The organism is Hanstruepera sp. CR43 (genome assembly GCF_055227665.1).
This window is the reverse complement of sequence record NZ_CP200078.1, coordinates 907,246-925,673: the sequence shown is the minus strand read 5'-3', so window position 1 is coordinate 925,673 and position 18,428 is coordinate 907,246. Positions and strand designations below refer to the sequence as shown.

Annotated in this window: 15 protein-coding genes; 5 read left to right on the top strand and 10 right to left on the bottom strand. The window is 36.6% G+C overall.

Features of this window, described 5'->3' with window-relative positions:
• Window positions 1-34: 34 nt before the first annotated feature.
• Window positions 35-667, bottom strand: a complete 633-nt coding sequence (locus ACKXGU_RS04070) for a lipid-A-disaccharide synthase N-terminal domain-containing protein (protein WP_463466787.1) — start codon at window positions 665-667, stop codon at window positions 35-37.
• Window positions 664-1,380 carry a glycosyltransferase family 2 protein gene (locus ACKXGU_RS04065; RefSeq protein ID WP_463466786.1) on the bottom strand — a complete coding sequence of 239 codons (717 nt, stop codon included), beginning with the start codon at window positions 1,378-1,380 and terminating at the stop codon, window positions 664-666. The genes ACKXGU_RS04070 and ACKXGU_RS04065 overlap by 4 nt, the downstream gene beginning before the upstream one ends.
• Window positions 1,381-1,471: 91 nt before the next feature.
• Between ACKXGU_RS04065 and ACKXGU_RS04060 the strand changes: the two genes are divergently transcribed.
• Window positions 1,472-2,413 (top strand): NAD-dependent epimerase/dehydratase family protein, encoded by a 942-nt coding sequence (locus tag ACKXGU_RS04060; protein ID WP_463466785.1) that lies wholly within the window; start codon window positions 1,472-1,474, stop codon window positions 2,411-2,413.
• Here ACKXGU_RS04060 and meaB read toward each other — a convergent pair.
• Window positions 2,408-3,496: a methylmalonyl Co-A mutase-associated GTPase MeaB gene (meaB, locus tag ACKXGU_RS04055; RefSeq protein ID WP_463466784.1), complete on the bottom strand. Its 1,089-nt coding sequence runs from the start codon at window positions 3,494-3,496 to the stop codon at window positions 2,408-2,410. The two genes, ACKXGU_RS04060 and meaB, sit on opposite strands and share 6 nt — an antisense overlap.
• A complete protein-coding gene (locus ACKXGU_RS04050) occupies window positions 3,489-4,055 on the bottom strand; it encodes a DUF2911 domain-containing protein (protein WP_463466783.1) in 567 nt (188 codons plus the stop codon). The genes meaB and ACKXGU_RS04050 overlap by 8 nt, the downstream gene beginning before the upstream one ends.
• A gap of 171 nt (window positions 4,056-4,226) precedes the next feature.
• Here ACKXGU_RS04050 and ACKXGU_RS04045 point away from each other — a divergent pair, with 171 nt between their 5' ends.
• From ACKXGU_RS04045 to ACKXGU_RS04030, 4 genes are read left to right on the top strand one after another with little or no spacing between them, the layout of a single operon-like run.
• Window positions 4,227-4,778 carry an RNA polymerase sigma factor gene (locus ACKXGU_RS04045; protein WP_103053064.1) on the top strand — a complete coding sequence of 184 codons (552 nt, stop codon included), beginning with the start codon at window positions 4,227-4,229 and terminating at the stop codon, window positions 4,776-4,778.
• Complete coding sequence (locus ACKXGU_RS04040; RefSeq protein ID WP_463466782.1) at window positions 4,762-5,343, top strand: hypothetical protein; 582 nt, start codon at window positions 4,762-4,764, stop codon at window positions 5,341-5,343. The genes ACKXGU_RS04045 and ACKXGU_RS04040 overlap by 17 nt, the downstream gene beginning before the upstream one ends.
• An 11-nt stretch (window positions 5,344-5,354) precedes the next feature.
• Window positions 5,355-6,887: a YggN family protein gene (locus ACKXGU_RS04035; protein WP_463466781.1), complete on the top strand. Its 1,533-nt coding sequence runs from the start codon at window positions 5,355-5,357 to the stop codon at window positions 6,885-6,887.
• Between the two features lie 33 nt (window positions 6,888-6,920).
• Window positions 6,921-7,610, top strand: coding sequence for a peptidoglycan DD-metalloendopeptidase family protein (locus ACKXGU_RS04030; protein ID WP_463466780.1), 690 nt, complete (start codon window positions 6,921-6,923; stop codon window positions 7,608-7,610).
• Here ACKXGU_RS04030 and ACKXGU_RS04025 read toward each other — a convergent pair.
• The 6 genes from ACKXGU_RS04025 to ACKXGU_RS04000 form a co-directional block, all read right to left on the bottom strand.
• Window positions 7,607-8,359 (bottom strand): T9SS type A sorting domain-containing protein, encoded by a 753-nt coding sequence (locus tag ACKXGU_RS04025; protein WP_463466779.1) that lies wholly within the window; start codon window positions 8,357-8,359, stop codon window positions 7,607-7,609. The genes ACKXGU_RS04030 and ACKXGU_RS04025 overlap by 4 nt on opposite strands.
• A 10-nt stretch (window positions 8,360-8,369) precedes the next feature.
• The gene (locus ACKXGU_RS04020; protein ID WP_463466778.1) at window positions 8,370-12,920 is read right to left on the bottom strand and encodes a malectin domain-containing carbohydrate-binding protein; all 4,551 of its coding nucleotides are present in this window, start codon (window positions 12,918-12,920) and stop codon (window positions 8,370-8,372) included.
• Window positions 12,921-13,151: 231 nt separating this feature from the next.
• Window positions 13,152-16,505, bottom strand: coding sequence for a preprotein translocase subunit SecA (gene secA, locus ACKXGU_RS04015; protein ID WP_463466777.1), 3,354 nt, complete (start codon window positions 16,503-16,505; stop codon window positions 13,152-13,154).
• Between the two features lie 160 nt (window positions 16,506-16,665).
• Entirely contained in the window at window positions 16,666-16,887 is a 222-nt protein-coding gene (locus ACKXGU_RS04010; protein ID WP_008637498.1) for a DUF2795 domain-containing protein, read from the bottom strand.
• A 159-nt stretch (window positions 16,888-17,046) separates the two neighbouring features.
• Window positions 17,047-17,619, bottom strand: a complete 573-nt coding sequence (locus ACKXGU_RS04005) for a cob(I)yrinic acid a,c-diamide adenosyltransferase (protein ID WP_463466776.1) — start codon at window positions 17,617-17,619, stop codon at window positions 17,047-17,049.
• 40 nt (window positions 17,620-17,659) lie between these two features.
• Window positions 17,660-18,427, bottom strand: coding sequence for an O-methyltransferase (locus ACKXGU_RS04000; RefSeq protein ID WP_463466775.1), 768 nt, complete (start codon window positions 18,425-18,427; stop codon window positions 17,660-17,662).
• Between the last annotated feature and the right edge of the window lies 1 nt (window position 18,428).

Below are 18,428 nucleotides of genomic sequence, written 5' to 3'. Positions count from 1 at the left end.
AAAGATTAGACAGAGTGTTTGTATGGGATATTTTTTAATGAGGCCGGCTAGCATCTTTATGAATTAAAATTAAATTTCGAATATAAATAATGGCTCCTAAAACATGACCAGTAAACAATACAGGGTCTTTTCTGAAAATGGCATAAATTAAAATGAGGATGGAACCTGCCAAACTCAATAACCAAAATCCAAAAGGCAAGGAAGATTGTTTTTGCCTTTCTGAATATAGCCATTGGTAAACAAAACGCAAGGTAAATACCACTTGTGAAACGATACCCAAACTTAATAGCCAAAATGGGATGGCTTCATTTTTAAATAATTTCTCTACGTCAATGGTGTTGTTATTGAAATAATAAATAATGACAAAAGTTGGCATCAATAAAATGAACCATTGTAGCCATTTAGGAAATTTTTCCCATTCATTCTGCAATTGCAAATTACGGATGTAGATAAAATAAGTCAGTCCCTGACCCAGCATGATGGCAAAATCATCACGTAAATAACCATAAATGAACAATAGGAGTGAGGCAATTAAACTTAAGGTCCAAAATATAGTTGGGGTTATGACACGTTTATGTTTTTCTGAATATAGCCATTGAATTATTAAACGAGAAGAGAAAAGGATTTGGGCAAAAAACCCGATACTATATATTATCCAGTTACTCATTCGCTTTGTTTTGCAACAGAATAATTAATGTACTTTTTCTTCATCCATAAATAGGCAAAACAATCCATTAATGGGCCTATCAATCTGTTCCAAAGCCCAAATTTAGCCTGACCGGCAATTCGCGGAAAATGCTGAACGGGAATTTGAATAATTTTACCATGTTGCAGTAAAATCATAGCAGGCAAAAATCGGTGAAGTCCTTTAAACATAGGAATGCGTTTGGCATATTCTGTTTTTATGACTTTCAACGGACAGCCTGTGTCATCCATACCATCATGGGTAAATGCTCTTCTAATACCATTAGCAATAGTTGAAGACATATTTTTTACAAAGGAATCTTTTCTATTGGCTCTAACGCCTGTCACTAAATCGTATTCACCAATGTACTCCAGAAGTAAATTAAAGTCTTCGGGAGCCGTCTGTAAATCGGAATCGATATACCCTACCAATTCGGTATTGGCGTAATCAAAGCCTGCTTTGATGGCAGCACTTAACCCACGATTTTCAGCAAAACTGATATAACTGAAATTTTCCTGTCGCTCACATATTGTTTCCATAATCGCCTGACTAGTGTCTTTTGAACCATCATTAACGAAAAGAATCTTTGTTTTTTTGGAAGCTATTTTGGAGTATTCTAAAAGCTCTTTTTCAACACGAAGTAAGTTGTCTTCCTCATTATACACAGGTACAATGATTGTAAAATCGTAAGCCATATTGAATGTGTTGGTTATACAAATGTATTCTTTTTAGTGGAATTCCAATCTTACAGAAAAAAAATGTTTCTTTGTAACAGAATATAGATTTATGAAAATACTGGTTACAGGAGCTGTAGGATTTATTGGATCGCATACGTCGGAACGTTTAAAGCAATTGGGTCATGACGTGGTTGGACTCGATAATTTTTCACCTTACTATAGTGAAGAATTAAAGAAGTTGAATGAATCTGCCCTTAAGAATCAAGGAATCGAAGTTCTTAAAATTGATTTGCGAACTGCAGATTTAATAAACGAGTTACCGGAAGATATCCAATATATCTTTCATTTTGCAGCTCAACCAGGTATTTCAGCGTCTTCAAGTTTTGAGGATTATTTTTCCAATAATATTATTGCTACCAAAAATTTAATTGATTACGCGTTACAGCTTCAGGATTTAAAATTATTTGTCAATATTGGAACCTCTTCAATATATGGTTTAGAGGCCACTTTTCCGGAAGATATGGCACCTAAACCCGCTTCGCACTATGGTGTTACCAAATTGGCAGCCGAACAATTAGTACTTCAAAAAAGTCGTGAAAAGCAAATGCCAGCTTGTTCATTGCGCTTGTATTCCGTTTTTGGGCCAAGGGAGCGTCCTGAAAAAATGTATACCAAACTCATAGCCTGTGGTTTTAATAATGAAGCTTTTCCTTTATATGAAGGAAGTGCCAGACATTTACGAAGTTTTACATATGTTGATGACATTGTAGATGGAATAGTGAGTGTTATTGGTAAGGAAACATTGGTAAATGGCGAAGTTATTAACCTGGGGACAGAGATTGAGCATACCACACAAGAAGGTATTGATGCCGTCGAGGAAGTTATGGGTATGACCATTAAAATAGATCATGTTGCTGCCAGAGCTGGAGATCAATGGCGCACCAAAGCGAATATTGATAAAGCGATAAAATTATTGGATTACAACCCTGAAACTTCTTTAGTTGATGGCGTTAAGAAGCAGGTGGCTTGGTACAAAGAAAACTTTCTATAGACCAGTTTTTAAATTAAGGAGATAATCAGCAGCGGCAAATGGTGTCGTTTTGTTTTGTTCTATCAGATGTAATTGCTCTGTTAAGGCTTTTTTTATAGCGGGATTTTCAAAGAAAGCTAGATGTAATTGCTCCTTGATGGTTTGGATTAACCAGTACTTATTTTGTTCTTGGCGTCGTTTTGAAAAATAACCGTTTTCTTTTGTCAACTGTAAATAAGCTTCAATATTACTCCAAATAGCGTCAATACCATCATTTTTTAAGGCACTACATAGCATGACATTGGGTTGCCATCCGGATGATTTCTTGGGATACAAATGTAGCGCTCTACTAAATTCAACCTTTGCTAATTTGGCCGCTTTTAAATTGTCACCATCAGCTTTGTTAATCGCTATGGTGTCGGCCATTTCAATAATCCCCCGTTTAATACCCTGTAACTCATCACCGGCACCTGCCAATTTTAAAAGTAAAAAGAAATCTACCATATCATTTACGGTAGTTTCACTTTGCCCAACTCCTACAGTTTCTATGATAATGGTATCAAAACCTGCCGCCTCACATAGTATAATAGTTTCACGTGTTTTCCGAGCGACACCACCCAAGGTTTCTCCCGAGGGTGAAGGTCTTATAAAGACATTTGTGTCTTTTACTAAATCTTCCATACGGGTCTTGTCGCCTAAAATACTGCCTTTAGTCACAGAACTGCTTGGATCAATGGCTAACACAGCAATTTTTTTTCCGAGTTTTGAAAGATACTTACCAAACGATTCTATAAAGGTACTCTTTCCAACACCAGGTACTCCAGTTATCCCAATTCGTGTAGATTTATTTGTAAAGGGTAAACAGCCCGTTATAATGTTATGAGCTGTGTTTGAATGTTGCGGATTTTTACTTTCAATAAGTGTAATGGCGCGACTTAATGCCGTAATATCACCCTTTAAGATATTTGAAATTAAGGTTTCAGATGATGGTTGTGATTGACGCTTTTGTTTGATTTTGTCAATAGCCTGCAAATTCGTGATTTCAGAATCTGAAATACCTGCACGTTCATGTAAAGCTGATGTATGTGGCTTTTTTTTAGTCAAACGTATTTAATGGTACTGCTATTTTGGTTTGATCCCAAACCATGGTTAGTGCTAAATGATCTAAAGTGCTATCAAAACCAATTGTGAACTGCTCAATAGACTTGTCTATATGCTGAACAGGTACGGTCATATTAATGATATCAAATTCAGGCTCACGCATGGCTTTCATTTCAGTATCAACACCCCAGGAATATTGCTTGGTATTAAACATTACTTGCCAGGTAGAATCATTGGGTATTGTCCAAAGCGTATATTTTCCTGCAGGAAGTGAGTCATTATTGATTTTTAGGGGTTTGTTCGTTTTGAATGTGGTTGCTTCATTGGCACCTGTACGCCAAACCACTTTATAGGGTACCAATCCGCCAAAAATTTCCCTACCTCGTTTATAGGGTCTGTTGTATACGATATCCATTTGTAAGTCATTTTGAGCTAATGACACTGTATCAATTGGACTTTTTCTGGGCTTTAACAGGCTATCATCATCAAAATAGGAATAGCAGAAGAGACCAATTGCAACCAGTAAAAGGAAACCGAAAAACCACTTAAATAATTTATTCATCTAATTCTGAAATTTTTATGGATTAAAGATACCGCAATTGCTGTATCTAATAAAATACAAAACATTTTTTTTTGACCAATAGTATTAATTTAAAAAAATAAATATCTTTTTGCAACATTAGATTTTTTTTATCGTCTTTAAGTTGAACTAATCAAAAACCAAAAGTAAAGCATGTTTCAAACAGACATTATTGAAAAATGCAAAACCAATGACCGTAAAGCGCAAATGCAGTTATACAACCAGTACTGCAATGGGATGTATATTGTGGCTAAACGGTTTATGAAAAACGATGCTGAAGCCGAAGATGTTGTTCAGGATGCTTTTATAAAAGCCTTTACGAAATTACATCAATACAATGCTGAAGTGACTTTTGGCGCTTGGTTAAAACGAATTGTCATAAACACCAGTATTGACACCTTAAAAGCCAACAAACAACGTTTAGTTGAATTGGAAGAGGTGCACCTAAAAGTTGTTGATACCAGTTATGAAGACAAATGGTTGGTAGACGATGCTGTAACAGTCGATGAAGTAAAACAGGCGATCAATACACTTTCAGAAAAGTATCGATATGTTGTCATGCTTTATTTAATTGAAGGCTATGATCATCAGGAAATTTCTGAAATATTGGACATTTCTGAAGTGGCTTCAAGAACACAGCTATACAGAGGAAAAGTAAAATTGCAAGAACTGTTAAAAAACAAAAAAAATGGCACAAGATATTAGAGATTTGATTAAGAACGATAGTAGCAAAACCCAAGGGAAAATGCCAGAAGGACATGAAGCGCGATTTCTGAAGAAATTAGATGCGGAGTTACCCCTTCATGAAGAAAAATCGTGGTCTTGGTTACAAATAGCGGCGAGTGTGGTTATTGTTTTAGGGTTGAGCTTTGGAGCCTATAATTATTTTAAAGTTGATAATCTAGACACACCTACACAAGTAGCAGATACTAATACAACACAACCAGATACCAAGTCCTTAGGTGATATTTCACCCGATTTAAAAAAGGTTGAAGACTATTATTTGGCCAGTATCAATTATGAGTTGTCCAAAGTCAAACTAACTCCTGAAAACAAAGAGCTCATTGACGGTTATTTAAGCCAGTTAGCTGAATTGAACAAGGAGTATAAAAATCTCTCTATGGAATTAACCAATTCTGGGCCTAATGAGTTAACGGTTAACGCTTTGATTACCAATTTAAAGCTTCGTTTAAATCTTATGTATCGTCTTAAAGAACAATTAAACACATTAAACAATTCACAATCAGATCAAAAACGAACAACAGCGTAAAATAAAATAACATGAAAAATAAAATCTTAAATATGATCCTTCTATGCTTTTGTTTGAGTCTGACAGCTCAACAAAAGTTAGATAAAATTTCACAGTCAGTGAACGTCAATGATAACGTGAACATTGACTTGAATACGAGTTATACCAATATTGAAATTGACACCTGGAATAAAGACATTATTGAAATTGAAGCCTATGTTGAAAGTAATGTTTTAAGCAAGGATGAACTTAAAAAGCATTTGGACAACTGGCGAGTAAGTGTTGATGGTTCAAAAGATCGCATCATCATTTCATCAAATTCTGATGGCCTATCATGGTCTGAACCGTCAACTTTATTTGAATTGCAATCATTGGATGCACTGCAAGATCTTGAACTGGAACTTGCCGATATCCCAGTCATGCCAATGGTGGACAAATTACTGGAATCCATGGACTTGGCCAATATGCCTAAAATGCCCAAAATGCCAAAGATGCCTAAATTACCAGACTTACCAGAAGGTATGGATGCTGTGAGCTTCGATTTTGACAGGTATGAAAAGGAGGGTGAAGCATACATGGACAAATGGAGTGACGAATATGCTGAAAAATATGGGGAGGCCTATGCAAAAAAAATGGAAGATTGGGCAAAATCTGTAGATTCTGAAGCCTTGGCAAAATATGAAAAAGAAATGGAAGCTTGGGGTGAAAAATTTGGCGAAGAGTTTGGTGAAAGTTTCGGTAAGGACATGGAAAAGTGGGGTGAGGAGTTTGGTGAAAAATTCGGAAAGAGTATGGAAAAATGGGGAGAAGAGTTCGGAGAAGAATTTGGAAAAAGCATGGAAAAATGGGGAGATGAGTTTGGTAAGCAAATGGAAGAACAAGCCAAAGTTTGGGAAGAACAAGCTAAAGTACTTGAGGAGCGTGCCATGGAGAATGAGGAGGTCCAACGCATCCTATTTGAATCTCAAACTTCAAAAAACTTGAATGTTAAAAAGACCCTTAAAATTAAAATACCCAAAAAGGCTAAATTAAATTTAAATGTCAGACATGGTGAGCTAAAAGTATCATCTGTAATCAATAATCTGAAGGCTGATTTAAACCATGCTACATTTTTGGCAAATAGTATTGACGGAGAAAAAACCTCCGTCAATGCTTCCTATGGATCTGTATTTATTAAAAAATGGCAGTTGGGTACCCTGAAATTGAGTTTTGTTGAGAATGCTATTTTACAAGATGTCAATGGCTTGGTCCTAAATTCTAATTCATCCAGTATTGGAGTTGATAAACTATCGGGAAATGCTATTCTAACTGGAAGTTTTGGCGATTTGACGGTTCATAGTGTATCTGATGATTTTAATAATCTTAATATTACTTTAGACAATAGTAATGCCGCTATCAAGTTGCCAAATGTTGATTTTAACTTACAATATCATGGCAAAAATTCAAGATTATTCCATCCAAAAAATAAGGAAAGCAATCAGGTATCTTCATTTAATTTGGGAAGTATGAATAGCAACAAGACTATTGCTATAAATGCACGTTACAGTAAAGTTGTCATGGAATAGATTGTTATATTTGGGTTCTTATAACCCAATGGCATGTCACATGATTTCCTATCCACTATATCTTCTTTAAGCCCAAATCCATGCTTTGTATTAGACAAAGCCATTCCAATTCAAAAATATGTTTCCATTGATTTATCGGTCAATAACCATGATCTGGACTCATTCAATTTAGAAACTGCTGTTACCTGGGAAGCCTATATTACTAATTATTGTCAAGAAAGAAACGCTCAGGTAGCTTTTGGTGGCTATTTAGAAAAACGCAATATTTATAAACGCAGTTATCATTTTAATGCGGCCCACTCGGATTCAGAACGCAATATCCATTTAGGGATTGATTTATGGACGACAGTTGGGAGTCCTATTTTTGTACCATTGGATGGCGTGATCCATAGCTATGCCAACAATACTAATTTTGGTGATTATGGTCCGACCATAATTTTAAAGCATGAAATCCATGGGTTTGTATTTCATACACTTTATGGGCACTTGAGCATGGAATCAATCAAAAATATAAAGATTGGGCAGATGTGTAAAGCAGGAGAACATCTAGGAACTTTGGGATCATCGGCTGTTAATGGTGATTATGCACCACATCTTCATTTTCAGATAATAATTGATATCGAAAATTATCATGGTGATTACCCTGGGGTTTGCAGCCAATCAAACGTTACATACTATCAGACCAATTGCCCAGACCCAAATTTATTATTAAGATTGGCTTAATGGGAAACTAAAACTTTGTAGGTTTTTTTATGTCCATTATCATTAAAAATATCCATAAAGTACAAGGCGTTTTTTAAGGAGGAAACATCAACTGAAATACTTTGATCAGTTTTTTGTAAATCCGTCATGTCGGTGTTTAAAACCATTTTTCCTTCTATGGTATAAATTGCAACGGATTCAATAACAGCCTCGCCATTATTTTTGATTGTAATAAAGTTATTTGCCGGATTCGGATAAATCGAAAACGTCATGAGGTTGTTTTGGGTCACACCTAAAGTTTCCAACAAAATGTCATTAGCAGTTCCTAAAATATCGTTACCACCACTATTGACTACAACAGTCCCATCAACGGCATCATAATTATGAGCAATAGAAATAGCTTGGTTGCTATCAAGGACTTCAAATTCAATTGTGAAAATGACTTCATCGGTTGTAATGTTTCCAGAAAGACTGGCTGCTTCATACTTTACGAGTCCAGGCGTACTAATATCATTCACGGGCGTAAAATCAAATGCATAAACAGGTGTGAGGCTATTCAGTTGTAACACGCTGGGATTGTATTCCAATTTAATTCGTAATGCATTATAGGGACTGCCTGTTGAAGTAATCGAATAGTTAAACGTTTGTCCATTGGTGAATGGAGGCATTTGATCCACACTCGCGACTAAATCAACCGATTGAGCCGATAAAAATGCTGTTGAAAAAAGCAGAACTACGATTACTGTAATAAGTTTTTTTAATGAATCCATGATTGGTTTTTTAGTCGTTTTGGGTTTCTCCAAATAATTGATAATTACCTGAAAATAAGCCTAAATCAAATATGTTAATGATTAAATTATTGTCAAAATCGGCACGTGCATCAAATCCCGTATCTCCTGAACTTAAATTATAAGTGCCAGAAAATATTCCTAAATCAAAGATATTGACAACATTGTCGTTATTTACATCACCTGCTAATAAGGCATCGCTGTATGTCTCAACCGTGTTTTCAGTTACATTAATGGTTTTAACACGTTGTAAATACATGGGGTGTTTGACCAATGCCTTATATTCTCCTTGGCTTATAGAGCTTGGTAATCCAATTTCGCCCAAAGCATTGGCTGTAGCATTAAAAGTGTATGACGGTGTTGCTAAATCACCCAAACTATACAGATTAATATCATAATTACCACTGTAATCAGATCGCCCTTGAAGACTGACATTTAGTTGTAATGTAAATTCGGGAATTTCTACTGTAACTATTTGTTCACAAGAATCGGAAATATTACCAGAAGCATCTGTTGCAATCCAGGTGATTGTTGTATCGCCTAAAGGAAAAGCATCAGTCAATTCCAATCCATCTGACCGTGTTCCAACTAAATCAATTTCGCTTTCACAGTTATCAGTTACTAAAGGATCAACGATGCTTACAAAAGCTTCGGTAGTACCCAAAGATACTGCCTCAATAAGAGTATCAGGGCAGGTTATTTCAGGAGCTACAATATCATCAACTACGGTCCAAATAAAGTCAGTAGAGACATCCAAACTTCCCGGTTTGCTTACAGTAACGGTAACTTCATGAATACCATCATTATTAGGCCCGCCTGTAACAGCAGTTTCATCAATAACACCAAAAATCAGTCCGTTGGTTGGTTCTATATCAATACCTAAAGGTTGGCCACTTATGGAATACACCAAATTATCGGCAGGATTACCTCCTGAACCAATTGCTTGAAAATCGGATACTTCAAATTCGCAGTCTGATCTATCTGCAATCGGCATCAGATTAAGTGGTGGATAGGTTATACCTAAAATTTCAATAGCATTTATTATGGGGTTTTGTAATTCAAATAAAAATTGGATATCCATGTCACCATCAGTGATTTCTACATTAGTTTGAACCATACCAGCAACCCTGTGTCCAAATTCTTTAGATGGATCAAATTTCTCGATAACCCTTTGGTTTTCTATATTGACATCAAAAATGCGCTCGTTAGCTTCAGACGTACCATTATACAAATTCGCAAAATATAAGTTGACAATATAAAATCCATTAGGAAGGCTAATAGAATAGGTTACTGGGAAATCGTGATCATTGGTACTTAATTCACAACGCATTAATTCTTCATATTCTGCTTGGCTAATGTAATCAGGAATGGAAACATCCCGATTCTCATAATCAATATAGCTAATGGTAAACGGAGAGCCTGATGTAACTACATAAGAATTACCTGTATCACTGGTATTATCTTCCCATTCAGGACCTCCATCAGATGCAGGAACCATAACACCGCCAGAATTAATACGAACAATTGGAGTAAAAATATCCGTTAATTCACCAGTTAACTGACTTGTAACAGGTGAATTGGCACCACTGTGCATGACTTCTAATGAAGCCGTTTTTTCTCCTAATATTTGATCTGAGCTAAAATCAATAGGTACTTTAACAGATGATCCAGGGCTTAAGTTGAAAGGCAATTCAAAGTCACTTGAGAATAAATTGGAATCTGTTCCCAGAAAATTTAAAGCGGTAATACTAATTGTAGTATCAGTTGGTCCACCCTCATTATTAAGCGTTACATACTTTGTACGTTGTGAGTTGTTAACTGGTGTTAATCCAAAATCTAATGGATCAGGGTCAATAGAAAGTACACCATCTAAATTTTCATAAACTTCAATATAATCCCAGGTTGCGGTGAATGGATTTGGTGTGGTGTCACTACGAGATGTTGAAATCATACCAACTGCCAGTCCTTGGTTATCAGAGTCATCCAAAAAACTATTAGGTAAAGGGATTGGTAAGCCTAAAAGGTTTAGAGTTTCTCCACCATTAATAGAGTAAAACGGTTGTGCAGTATTACTTGCGGGGTCTATAGAAATATAGAGATTAATGGCACTGGAGTTTATGATATTGGGAATGTCATAGCTTTCATTAACGGTCACAACACCGCTATCTTCTAAAACTACTTGCAATCCATATAAGGTGTCGGCATTCAAAATTCCATTCATAAATACCAACTTTAGATAGTTGTCTTGGTCGCCAGTACCAACTTGAACTCCATATGATTGGTAATCAACGGGCGTATTTTGAGAACCATTTGAACCAAAGTAAGGCGATTCGATTTCCGTATGAACGGTAAAAGGATTGGAATTTGAGTCAACATTAACACCAAATTGAAAACCATAATCCTGATTGTTTAGGGAGCCAAAAGCATCACCTCCTGTAACATCATCTACAGTAGCTTTTCCAGCTGCACCTCCAAACGAAACACCCGCTTCTTGAAATTGTGTTAGATAATCTGTTGTCCCATTAGGGGCAAGCATTAATCCTGTGAAGCCAAGACCAAAGAAACCTGTTCCGGGATCATTATTCCAAAATGGATAGTCAATAGGCAGATTGGTTGTGGTACCATTATCAGGATCCAGAGCAAAGGCATCATTGACATCTAAAATACCATCATTATCATCATCAGGATCATTTAAATCTGAAATAAAATCACCATCATTATCTTTAGGTTTGCTACTTTGCGAGCAAGAGTTGGTATCATTATCAACTTCATCTTGATTGGTGTAACCATCATTGTCGCTATCGGCATTGGGATCATAACCTACATCACCAGGTAAAAGACAATTAATATCTGTTGGTTCAAATACGGTCACACTATTAGAGCCATAGGTAGCTGCCCAAACAGTTCCCGGAAAAATGTCGTCATCGCCTTGTGCGGTAACATCAAGCGGTAAGCTACCAAAGCCATTAAAAGTAGCTTCTTCAAGCGTGACAGCATCGCCAGTTTCATTCAAGACATAACGATTGATGTTACCATTGAATGAAGCTGTTAAAATATTCCCTTGCATGATACCTCCAAAATTGGAAGCGGTATATTCTGTTATACCATTAGTAGAAGAACTGACACGAGCTAGAATATTATTTCTGGGGCTTGCTATAGGTTCGTCAGCTAAAAATTCACCTACTTCAGGGCGATCAGGAAAATCGGAAATGCTAAAACTTGAATTAAAATAACCAGACGTTCCTAAAATTAAAGATTCTAAATCATAAGTATTCGTCGCAACCCAAGAGTCATTAACTTTTTCATAAGTAAAAATACCAGCTCTGGACGGGAAAGCCAAAATAGGAATTGGATGACCACCATAGTAGGTTTCATTGGCATCGTTAATAGTTCCTACATAATGTAAGGGGTCATGAATAATGGTACTGCCATTTTCATTTAACTCGTTTTTTATGTAGTGGTTAACAGGGTCGTAGGTTATGGTACTTTCATCACCAAGAAATGTATCCGTAGCATTATCATAAATTCTAGGTAAACCGCCCCAAAGAGAATTTGCGCCATTGTCGGAAGTATATATTTTTCCGTTTTCAGTAATAACTACATCGTAGGCATTTCGGTATCCAGCCGAAAAAATTTGAATGGGACTGTTATCTTCAGGAAATGCTTGGTTTAAGCTATTGTTTCCTCCAAAAGGGTCACCAATATCAATGGTAGCATTGTACATAGGATGACCAACAGGATAAGGAAATTCTGGATGTGTATTATCTATATCCAAACGGGTTGGATCATTCAACGTTGGTAAATCATACACGTAATTGGTACCGCTTCTTGGATCTGTATACACAGGCATACTTTCCAATTGAGTTAGGTTGACAATTAACATGGAACCTGAAAGAAAAAATTCAGGAGTCCCAGCAAAATTGTTGCTTGGAGCCCCTTTATTGGTTTGTCCACCTTGAACTATCAATAAATATGTGATGCCGTCCCTTTCAAACATATCCAAACCATTTATGGCATGATTTTCTTCACAACGAGGTAATCCACGTATTAAATCGGTTTTTTCCCAAACTCCACCTATTTTTTCAAGTTTTGACAACATACTGGAGTTAGTGTCCAAATTGGTATCATTTCCACCGCCACCACCACCCAAAAGGTAATCGGATGAGGTTACATATACAATAGGGTTTTCAACTGTCCCAGCTGTCATGATACCTGTGATTAAACGTTGTTGACTCGGATTAAAATTTCCCTCGTCATCATGATTGGGAATGCCAAAGCGGATATTGGTGATTTCTTCACTGTCAATAACTGTGTAGGTGCCATCACCGGCAACGGCATTATCACGTTCTATGGTATAAGCCCAAATGATACCGTTTTGTTGGGCCACATATAATCTATCGTCTGGTCCAAATTCCAAAGACGTAGGATTTAAAACATTTTCATTTTGCAATCCCGTTGAACCAAAACTAATGGTTTGGGCATTGCTATTTGTTGACAGAAATGTCAATAGGATTAAAATAACAACGGGTAAGTTACGAGTCATATTTGGTTGGCTTCTAAAGAATGTCATTTTTATAAATTTTCAATTATGCTATTAACCGAAAAATTTTCTTGGAAAGGTCATTCTAACGTAAAGTTAGTGATACAGTAGTAAGTAAATGAGTTATTTAACACTTATTCGATGTAAGGAAAAAATATTAGCTGTGCTGAAAAAAAATGCAAAAAAAAGCCTTGAATGAACAAGGCTTCTCTTACGATAAATATGTTTACGAATTTATTCAACCAATACCCAGTCTCCTTTGGAAATTAAAGGTTCTGCTTGTTTGTATTTCAAGGTTTTGTTTTCACCACTCATCACGTGTTTTATAGTTACCCGGTCATTACGACCAATTTTAGGTTTGTCACGTACGATGGTTTCAACAACCTCTGGTTGTTTTTGAGTATTTCCAGCAGCACGATTTTGAGCAGCACGCTCATCCATATTGGGTATTTCTTCTTTAGAAGTTTCTAATTTTTCCTTCTGACGGGTTTGACGTGCTTCTTGAATAGTGTTTTGGGTTTCTGTTGGTAATTCCCCTTTAAACAAGAATGAAATCACATCTTTGTTAACTTGGTCAATCATACTTTTGAATAACTCAAAAGCTTCAAATTTATAGATCAATAATGGATCTTTTTGCTCGTGAACGGCCAATTGAACAGATTGTTTCAATTCATCCATTTTACGCAAATGTGTTTTCCAAGAGTCATCAACGATTGCCAGTGTAATATTCTTTTCAAAATCATTGATTAACTGCTTTCCATTGGTTTCGTAGGCCTTCTCTAAATCGGTAACAACTTGCAAGTTTTTGACACCATCGGTAAAAGGTACCACAATACGCTTAAATTTATCACGTTGCGTTTCATAAACGTTTTTAATGACTGGGAATGCTATTTCAGCATTGCGTGTCATTTTTTCACGATAGTGTTCAAAGGCAGCTTTATATATTTTTCCTGCTAATTCTTGAGCACTCAATTTTCCAAATTCAGCTTCAGTTATTGGTGAGCTCATAGAGAAATAACGGATCAATTCAAACTCAAAATTCTTAAAGTCATTTGCAGCCTTGTTACTTTCAGCAATGCCTTCAGACGTGTCATAAATCATATTTGCCAAATCGACACGTAAGCGTTCCCCATGAAGTGCATGACGACGACGTTTGTAGACGACTTCACGCTGCGCGTTCATAACATCGTCATATTCTAATAATCGTTTACGTACACCAAAGTTGTTTTCTTCTACTTTCTTTTGGGCACGCTCAATCGATTTTGAAATCATGGAATGTTGAATCACTTCACCCTCTTGTAAGCCCATTCTATCCATCATTTTGGCAATACGCTCACTACCAAACAAGCGCATTAAATTGTCTTCCAATGATACGTAGAATTGCGAACTACCTGGGTCACCTTGACGACCAGCACGACCACGTAACTGTCTATCTACACGACGCGAGTCATGACGTTCTGTACCAACAATAGCTAAACCACCTGCTTCTTTGACGGCATCCGATAATTTGATATCCGTACCACGCCCCGCCATATTAGTGGCTATAGTTACTTGTCCTGAATTACCCGCTTCGGCAACAATTTCCGCTTCCTTTTTATGTTGCTTGGCATTCAATACGTTATGAGGTATTTTACGAATACTCAACATTTTGCCCAATAATTCAGATATTTCTACCGATGTTGTACCAATCAATACAGGACGACCAGCTTGTGATAATTGTGTAACTTCTTCAATAACCGCATTATATTTTTCACGCTTGGTTTTATAAACTAAATCCTCACGGTCATCACGGGCAATTGGCTTGTTGGTTGGTATTTCAACAACATCCAATTTATAAATTTCCCAGAATTCACCCGCTTCAGTAACGGCAGTACCAGTCATACCCGAAAGCTTGCGATACATTCTAAAATAATTCTGTAAGGTTACCGTAGCAAAAGTTTGCGTAGCATCTTCAATCTTAACATTTTCCTTAGCTTCAATTGCTTGATGTAGGCCATCACTGTATCGGCGACCATCCATAATACGACCGGTTTGCTCATCTACAATCATGACCTTATTATCCATAACCACATACTGGATGTCCTTTTCAAAAAGAGCATAGGCCTTAAGCAATTGGTTTAAGGTATGGATGCGCTCTGATTTTACGCCAAAATCTCTGAATAATTCTTCTTTAAGATTCGCTTCTTCTTCTTTTGATAAGCCTTGCGATTCTATTTTGGCAATTTCCAAACCAATCTCTGGCATGACAAAAAAGTTCGGATCATCCTTACCCGATAGGAATTCAATTCCTTTATCGGTTAATTCAATTTGATTATTTTTTTCTTCAATGACATAGTATAATTCCGCATCAATCTTGGGCATTTCGCGGTTATTATCCTGCATATAGAAGTTTTCGGTTTTTTGTAATAATTGCTTGATACCTTCCTCACTTAAAAACTTAATTAAGGCTTTGTTTTTTGGCATCCCACGATACACACGTAATAATTGGAAACCACCTTCTTTGGTATCTCCATCAGCGATTAATTTTTTAGCTTCCGCCAAAACACCCGTTAAATATTTTCTTTGAACAGAAACAATATCGTCAACTTTTGGCTTTAATTCGGTAAATTCATGACGATCACCTTGAGGAATTGGACCTGAGATGATTAATGGTGTACGTGCATCATCAATCAAAACTGAATCCACCTCATCGACAATGGCATAATGATGTGGGCGTTGGACTAAATCATCTGGCGAATGCGCCATATTATCACGCAAGTAGTCAAAACCAAACTCGTTATTGGTACCGTAAGTGATATCTGCTAAATAAGCTTTTTTACGTGCTGCCGAATTTGGTTGGTGATAATCAATGCAATCCACACTTAAACCATGGAATTCAAAAATGGGTGCCATCCAAGCGCTATCACGTTTAGCAAGGTAATCGTTAACCGTAACCAAATGCACGCCACGACCTGCCAAAGCATTCAAATAAACGGGTAACGTAGCAACCAATGTTTTACCTTCACCTGTTTGCATTTCTGCAATTTTACCTTGGTGCATGGCAATACCACCAATAAGCTGTACGTCATAGTGAACCATGTCCCAGGTAATCGGTTTCCCAGCGGCATCCCAAGAGTTAGCCCAAATAGCTTGGTCATTATCAAGGGTTACATAATCTTTAGTCCCAGATATTTCACGGTCAAAGGTGTTGGCAGTTACTGCAATTTGTGTGTTATCCACAAAACGCTTGGCTGTTTCTTTAACAACAGCAAAGGCTTCTGGTAGAATATCATTTAAGACATCTTCAGTGACTGCGTAAACATCATCTTTTATTTTATCTATTTCAAGATAAATGTCTTCACGTTCATCAATGTCTTCGGTGTTTTCGGCTTGCTCTAATAAGGTGTCAATTTTCTCATTAAGGGGTTTGCGAGCTTCAGCAATTTTCTCTTTAAAATAGGCTGTTTTGGCACGAAGTTCATCATGTGATAATTGCTCGAGTGCCGTTTCAAATGTTTTTATTTGTTTGACTATGGGCATGATGGCGCTGACATCTTGTTTGGATTTGTCGCCAACAAATACCTTTAGTACGGAATTTAAAAAACTCATGTTTGTTTGTTTAAGTTGAACCAGCTCCAAGGCTAGCTATAAAATATAATTTTGTCTTCAAGAATTTGAGTTCTCAAAGATACGGTTGTATCAATCAATTAAATAATTATTAGACACAAAAAAAGCCTCTGACGAGACTTTCTTCTAGGCTTAATAAATATTAATATTCATCCTCATTCCAGAGGTAATCTTCGTCGGTTGGATAATCTGGCCAGATTTCCTGAATAGACTCATAAGAGTCACCCTCGTCTTCAATAGATTGTAGGTTTTCAACAACTTCCAAAGGTGCTCCCGTTCTAATTGAATAGTCAATTAATTCATCTTTTGTTGCTGGCCAAGGCGCATCACTTAAATAGGATGCTAATTCTAATGTCCAATACATTTGTAATTCGTTTTAATTTTTTGCAAAAATAAATTTTTAGTTTAAATAGGCAAGAAAAAAAACAATTTATTACGCAATAATCATAAGAACGTGTTTTTTGCCGTAATCCGTTGTAAAATAGCACCATTTTACGGCATCAAAATTCAAAAAGGCGATGACTTACTTTTTTTCAGGAATCCATTTAATTTCATCGGCTTGCAAGTCATGGGACAATTTCCGTGCCAATACAAAAAGATAGTCTGATAGTCGGTTTAAATACTTTAATGCCAAGGGGTCTATGGGCTCTAAATCGTTGAGCGCGGCAGCCAAACGTTCGGCTCTTCGGCATACACAACGGGCAATGTGACAGAATGACACGGTTTGATGCCCACCGGGAAGTACAAAATGTGTCATAGGGGGTAATGCATCATTCATCGTATCCATCTCCGTTTCTAAATGGGAAATGTTTTCCTCGGAAATTTTAGGAATGTTTAAGCGCTCCTTACCGCTTTTTAAAATGGCCTTTTCAGGGTCGGTTGCCAGGATAGCTCCAACCGTAAATAAACGATCTTGAATGTGAATGATAATGTCTTTATAATGTTGATGGATGTCTTGGTCACGAATCAGTCCCAAGTGCGAATTTAGTTCATCAACAGTGCCATAACTGTCAATACGAATATGATGTTTGGGAACGCGTGTGCCACCAAATAAAGCCGTGGTTCCAGCATCGCCAGTTTTTGTATAAATCTTCATAGTAACAAAGTTAACGGTTATCTGTTATTGAACAATACGTTTACACGCGAATTTTAAAATGCTCCTTAGCTTGTTCCTTTCTAAAAAAAACAAAACCCCAAAAATAGGTATCAATAGTAACTGTTACTTCGGGATGCTGTTTGATGGTTTCCCATGCTTCTGTCATGCCTTTAGACCAATAAATGTCATCAAAAATAAACACACTATTGTTATTTGCTGTTGGTAATAATTCATTAAAATAGTGCAACGTGGCTTCTTTGGTATGGTTGCCGTCAAAAAATATCAGGTCATACGCGTTCGTTTTTAATGTATTCAGATAAGCATTAAAATCACCCGTCAGGAAATTAATATTTTCAAAATCTTGAAAATGTTTTTTGGTAAAGTTTGAAATATTGGCACAGCCTTCAATGGTGGTAATTTGGGAATTTGGTTGCCCTAAGTTCAAAGCATTGGTGGCAATACCTAATGAAGTCCCTAATTCTAAAATGTTATTGGGTTTAAGATATTGTGCTAATCTAAAAAGTAGTTTACTACGCTTTAAAGATGTGCCAGATGTTTTGGCAATTTCTGAAATTTGCCGATTATTAGATTTTGTTTTTTTTGACCCAGGCCCTAAATCGGTTAAGGAAATGAGGCTTTCATTTCTCAATAGATGATTTCTGTAGGCAATTAATTTTGAGTAATCAGCATATTTGGTTTTGTCATAAAAGCATTTGGTAACCAAATCATAAACAAATGGGGAGTGTACGCCATGTTGGTTAGTGGAAGCTATTAAAAATTTGAAGTATGACCAGATAGAATACCACATC

Excerpts from the sequence above, each read along its gene's own strand:
- ACKXGU_RS04070 (WP_463466787.1), bottom strand. The coding sequence starts at position 667 with ATGAGTAACTGGATAATATATAGTATCGGGTTTTTTGCCCAAATCCTT.
- ACKXGU_RS04065 (WP_463466786.1), bottom strand. The coding sequence starts at position 1,380 with ATGGCTTACGATTTTACAATCATTGTACCTGTGTATAATGAGGAAGAC.
- ACKXGU_RS04060 (WP_463466785.1), top strand. The coding sequence starts at position 1,472 with ATGAAAATACTGGTTACAGGAGCTGTAGGATTTATTGGATCGCATACG.
- ACKXGU_RS04050 (WP_463466783.1), bottom strand. The coding sequence starts at position 4,055 with ATGAATAAATTATTTAAGTGGTTTTTCGGTTTCCTTTTACTGGTTGCA.
- ACKXGU_RS04045 (WP_103053064.1), top strand. The coding sequence starts at position 4,227 with ATGTTTCAAACAGACATTATTGAAAAATGCAAAACCAATGACCGTAAA.
- ACKXGU_RS04040 (WP_463466782.1), top strand. The coding sequence starts at position 4,762 with ATGGCACAAGATATTAGAGATTTGATTAAGAACGATAGTAGCAAAACC.
- ACKXGU_RS04035 (WP_463466781.1), top strand. The coding sequence starts at position 5,355 with ATGAAAAATAAAATCTTAAATATGATCCTTCTATGCTTTTGTTTGAGT.
- ACKXGU_RS04030 (WP_463466780.1), top strand. The coding sequence starts at position 6,921 with ATGTCACATGATTTCCTATCCACTATATCTTCTTTAAGCCCAAATCCA.
- ACKXGU_RS04025 (WP_463466779.1), bottom strand. The coding sequence starts at position 8,359 with ATGGATTCATTAAAAAAACTTATTACAGTAATCGTAGTTCTGCTTTTT.
- ACKXGU_RS04020 (WP_463466778.1), bottom strand. The coding sequence starts at position 12,920 with ATGACTCGTAACTTACCCGTTGTTATTTTAATCCTATTGACATTTCTG.
- secA (WP_463466777.1), bottom strand. The coding sequence starts at position 16,505 with ATGAGTTTTTTAAATTCCGTACTAAAGGTATTTGTTGGCGACAAATCC.
- ACKXGU_RS04010 (WP_008637498.1), bottom strand. The coding sequence starts at position 16,887 with ATGTATTGGACATTAGAATTAGCATCCTATTTAAGTGATGCGCCTTGG.
- ACKXGU_RS04005 (WP_463466776.1), bottom strand. The coding sequence starts at position 17,619 with ATGAAGATTTATACAAAAACTGGCGATGCTGGAACCACGGCTTTATTT.
- ACKXGU_RS04000 (WP_463466775.1), bottom strand. The coding sequence starts at position 18,427 with ATGTGGTATTCTATCTGGTCATACTTCAAATTTTTAATAGCTTCCACT.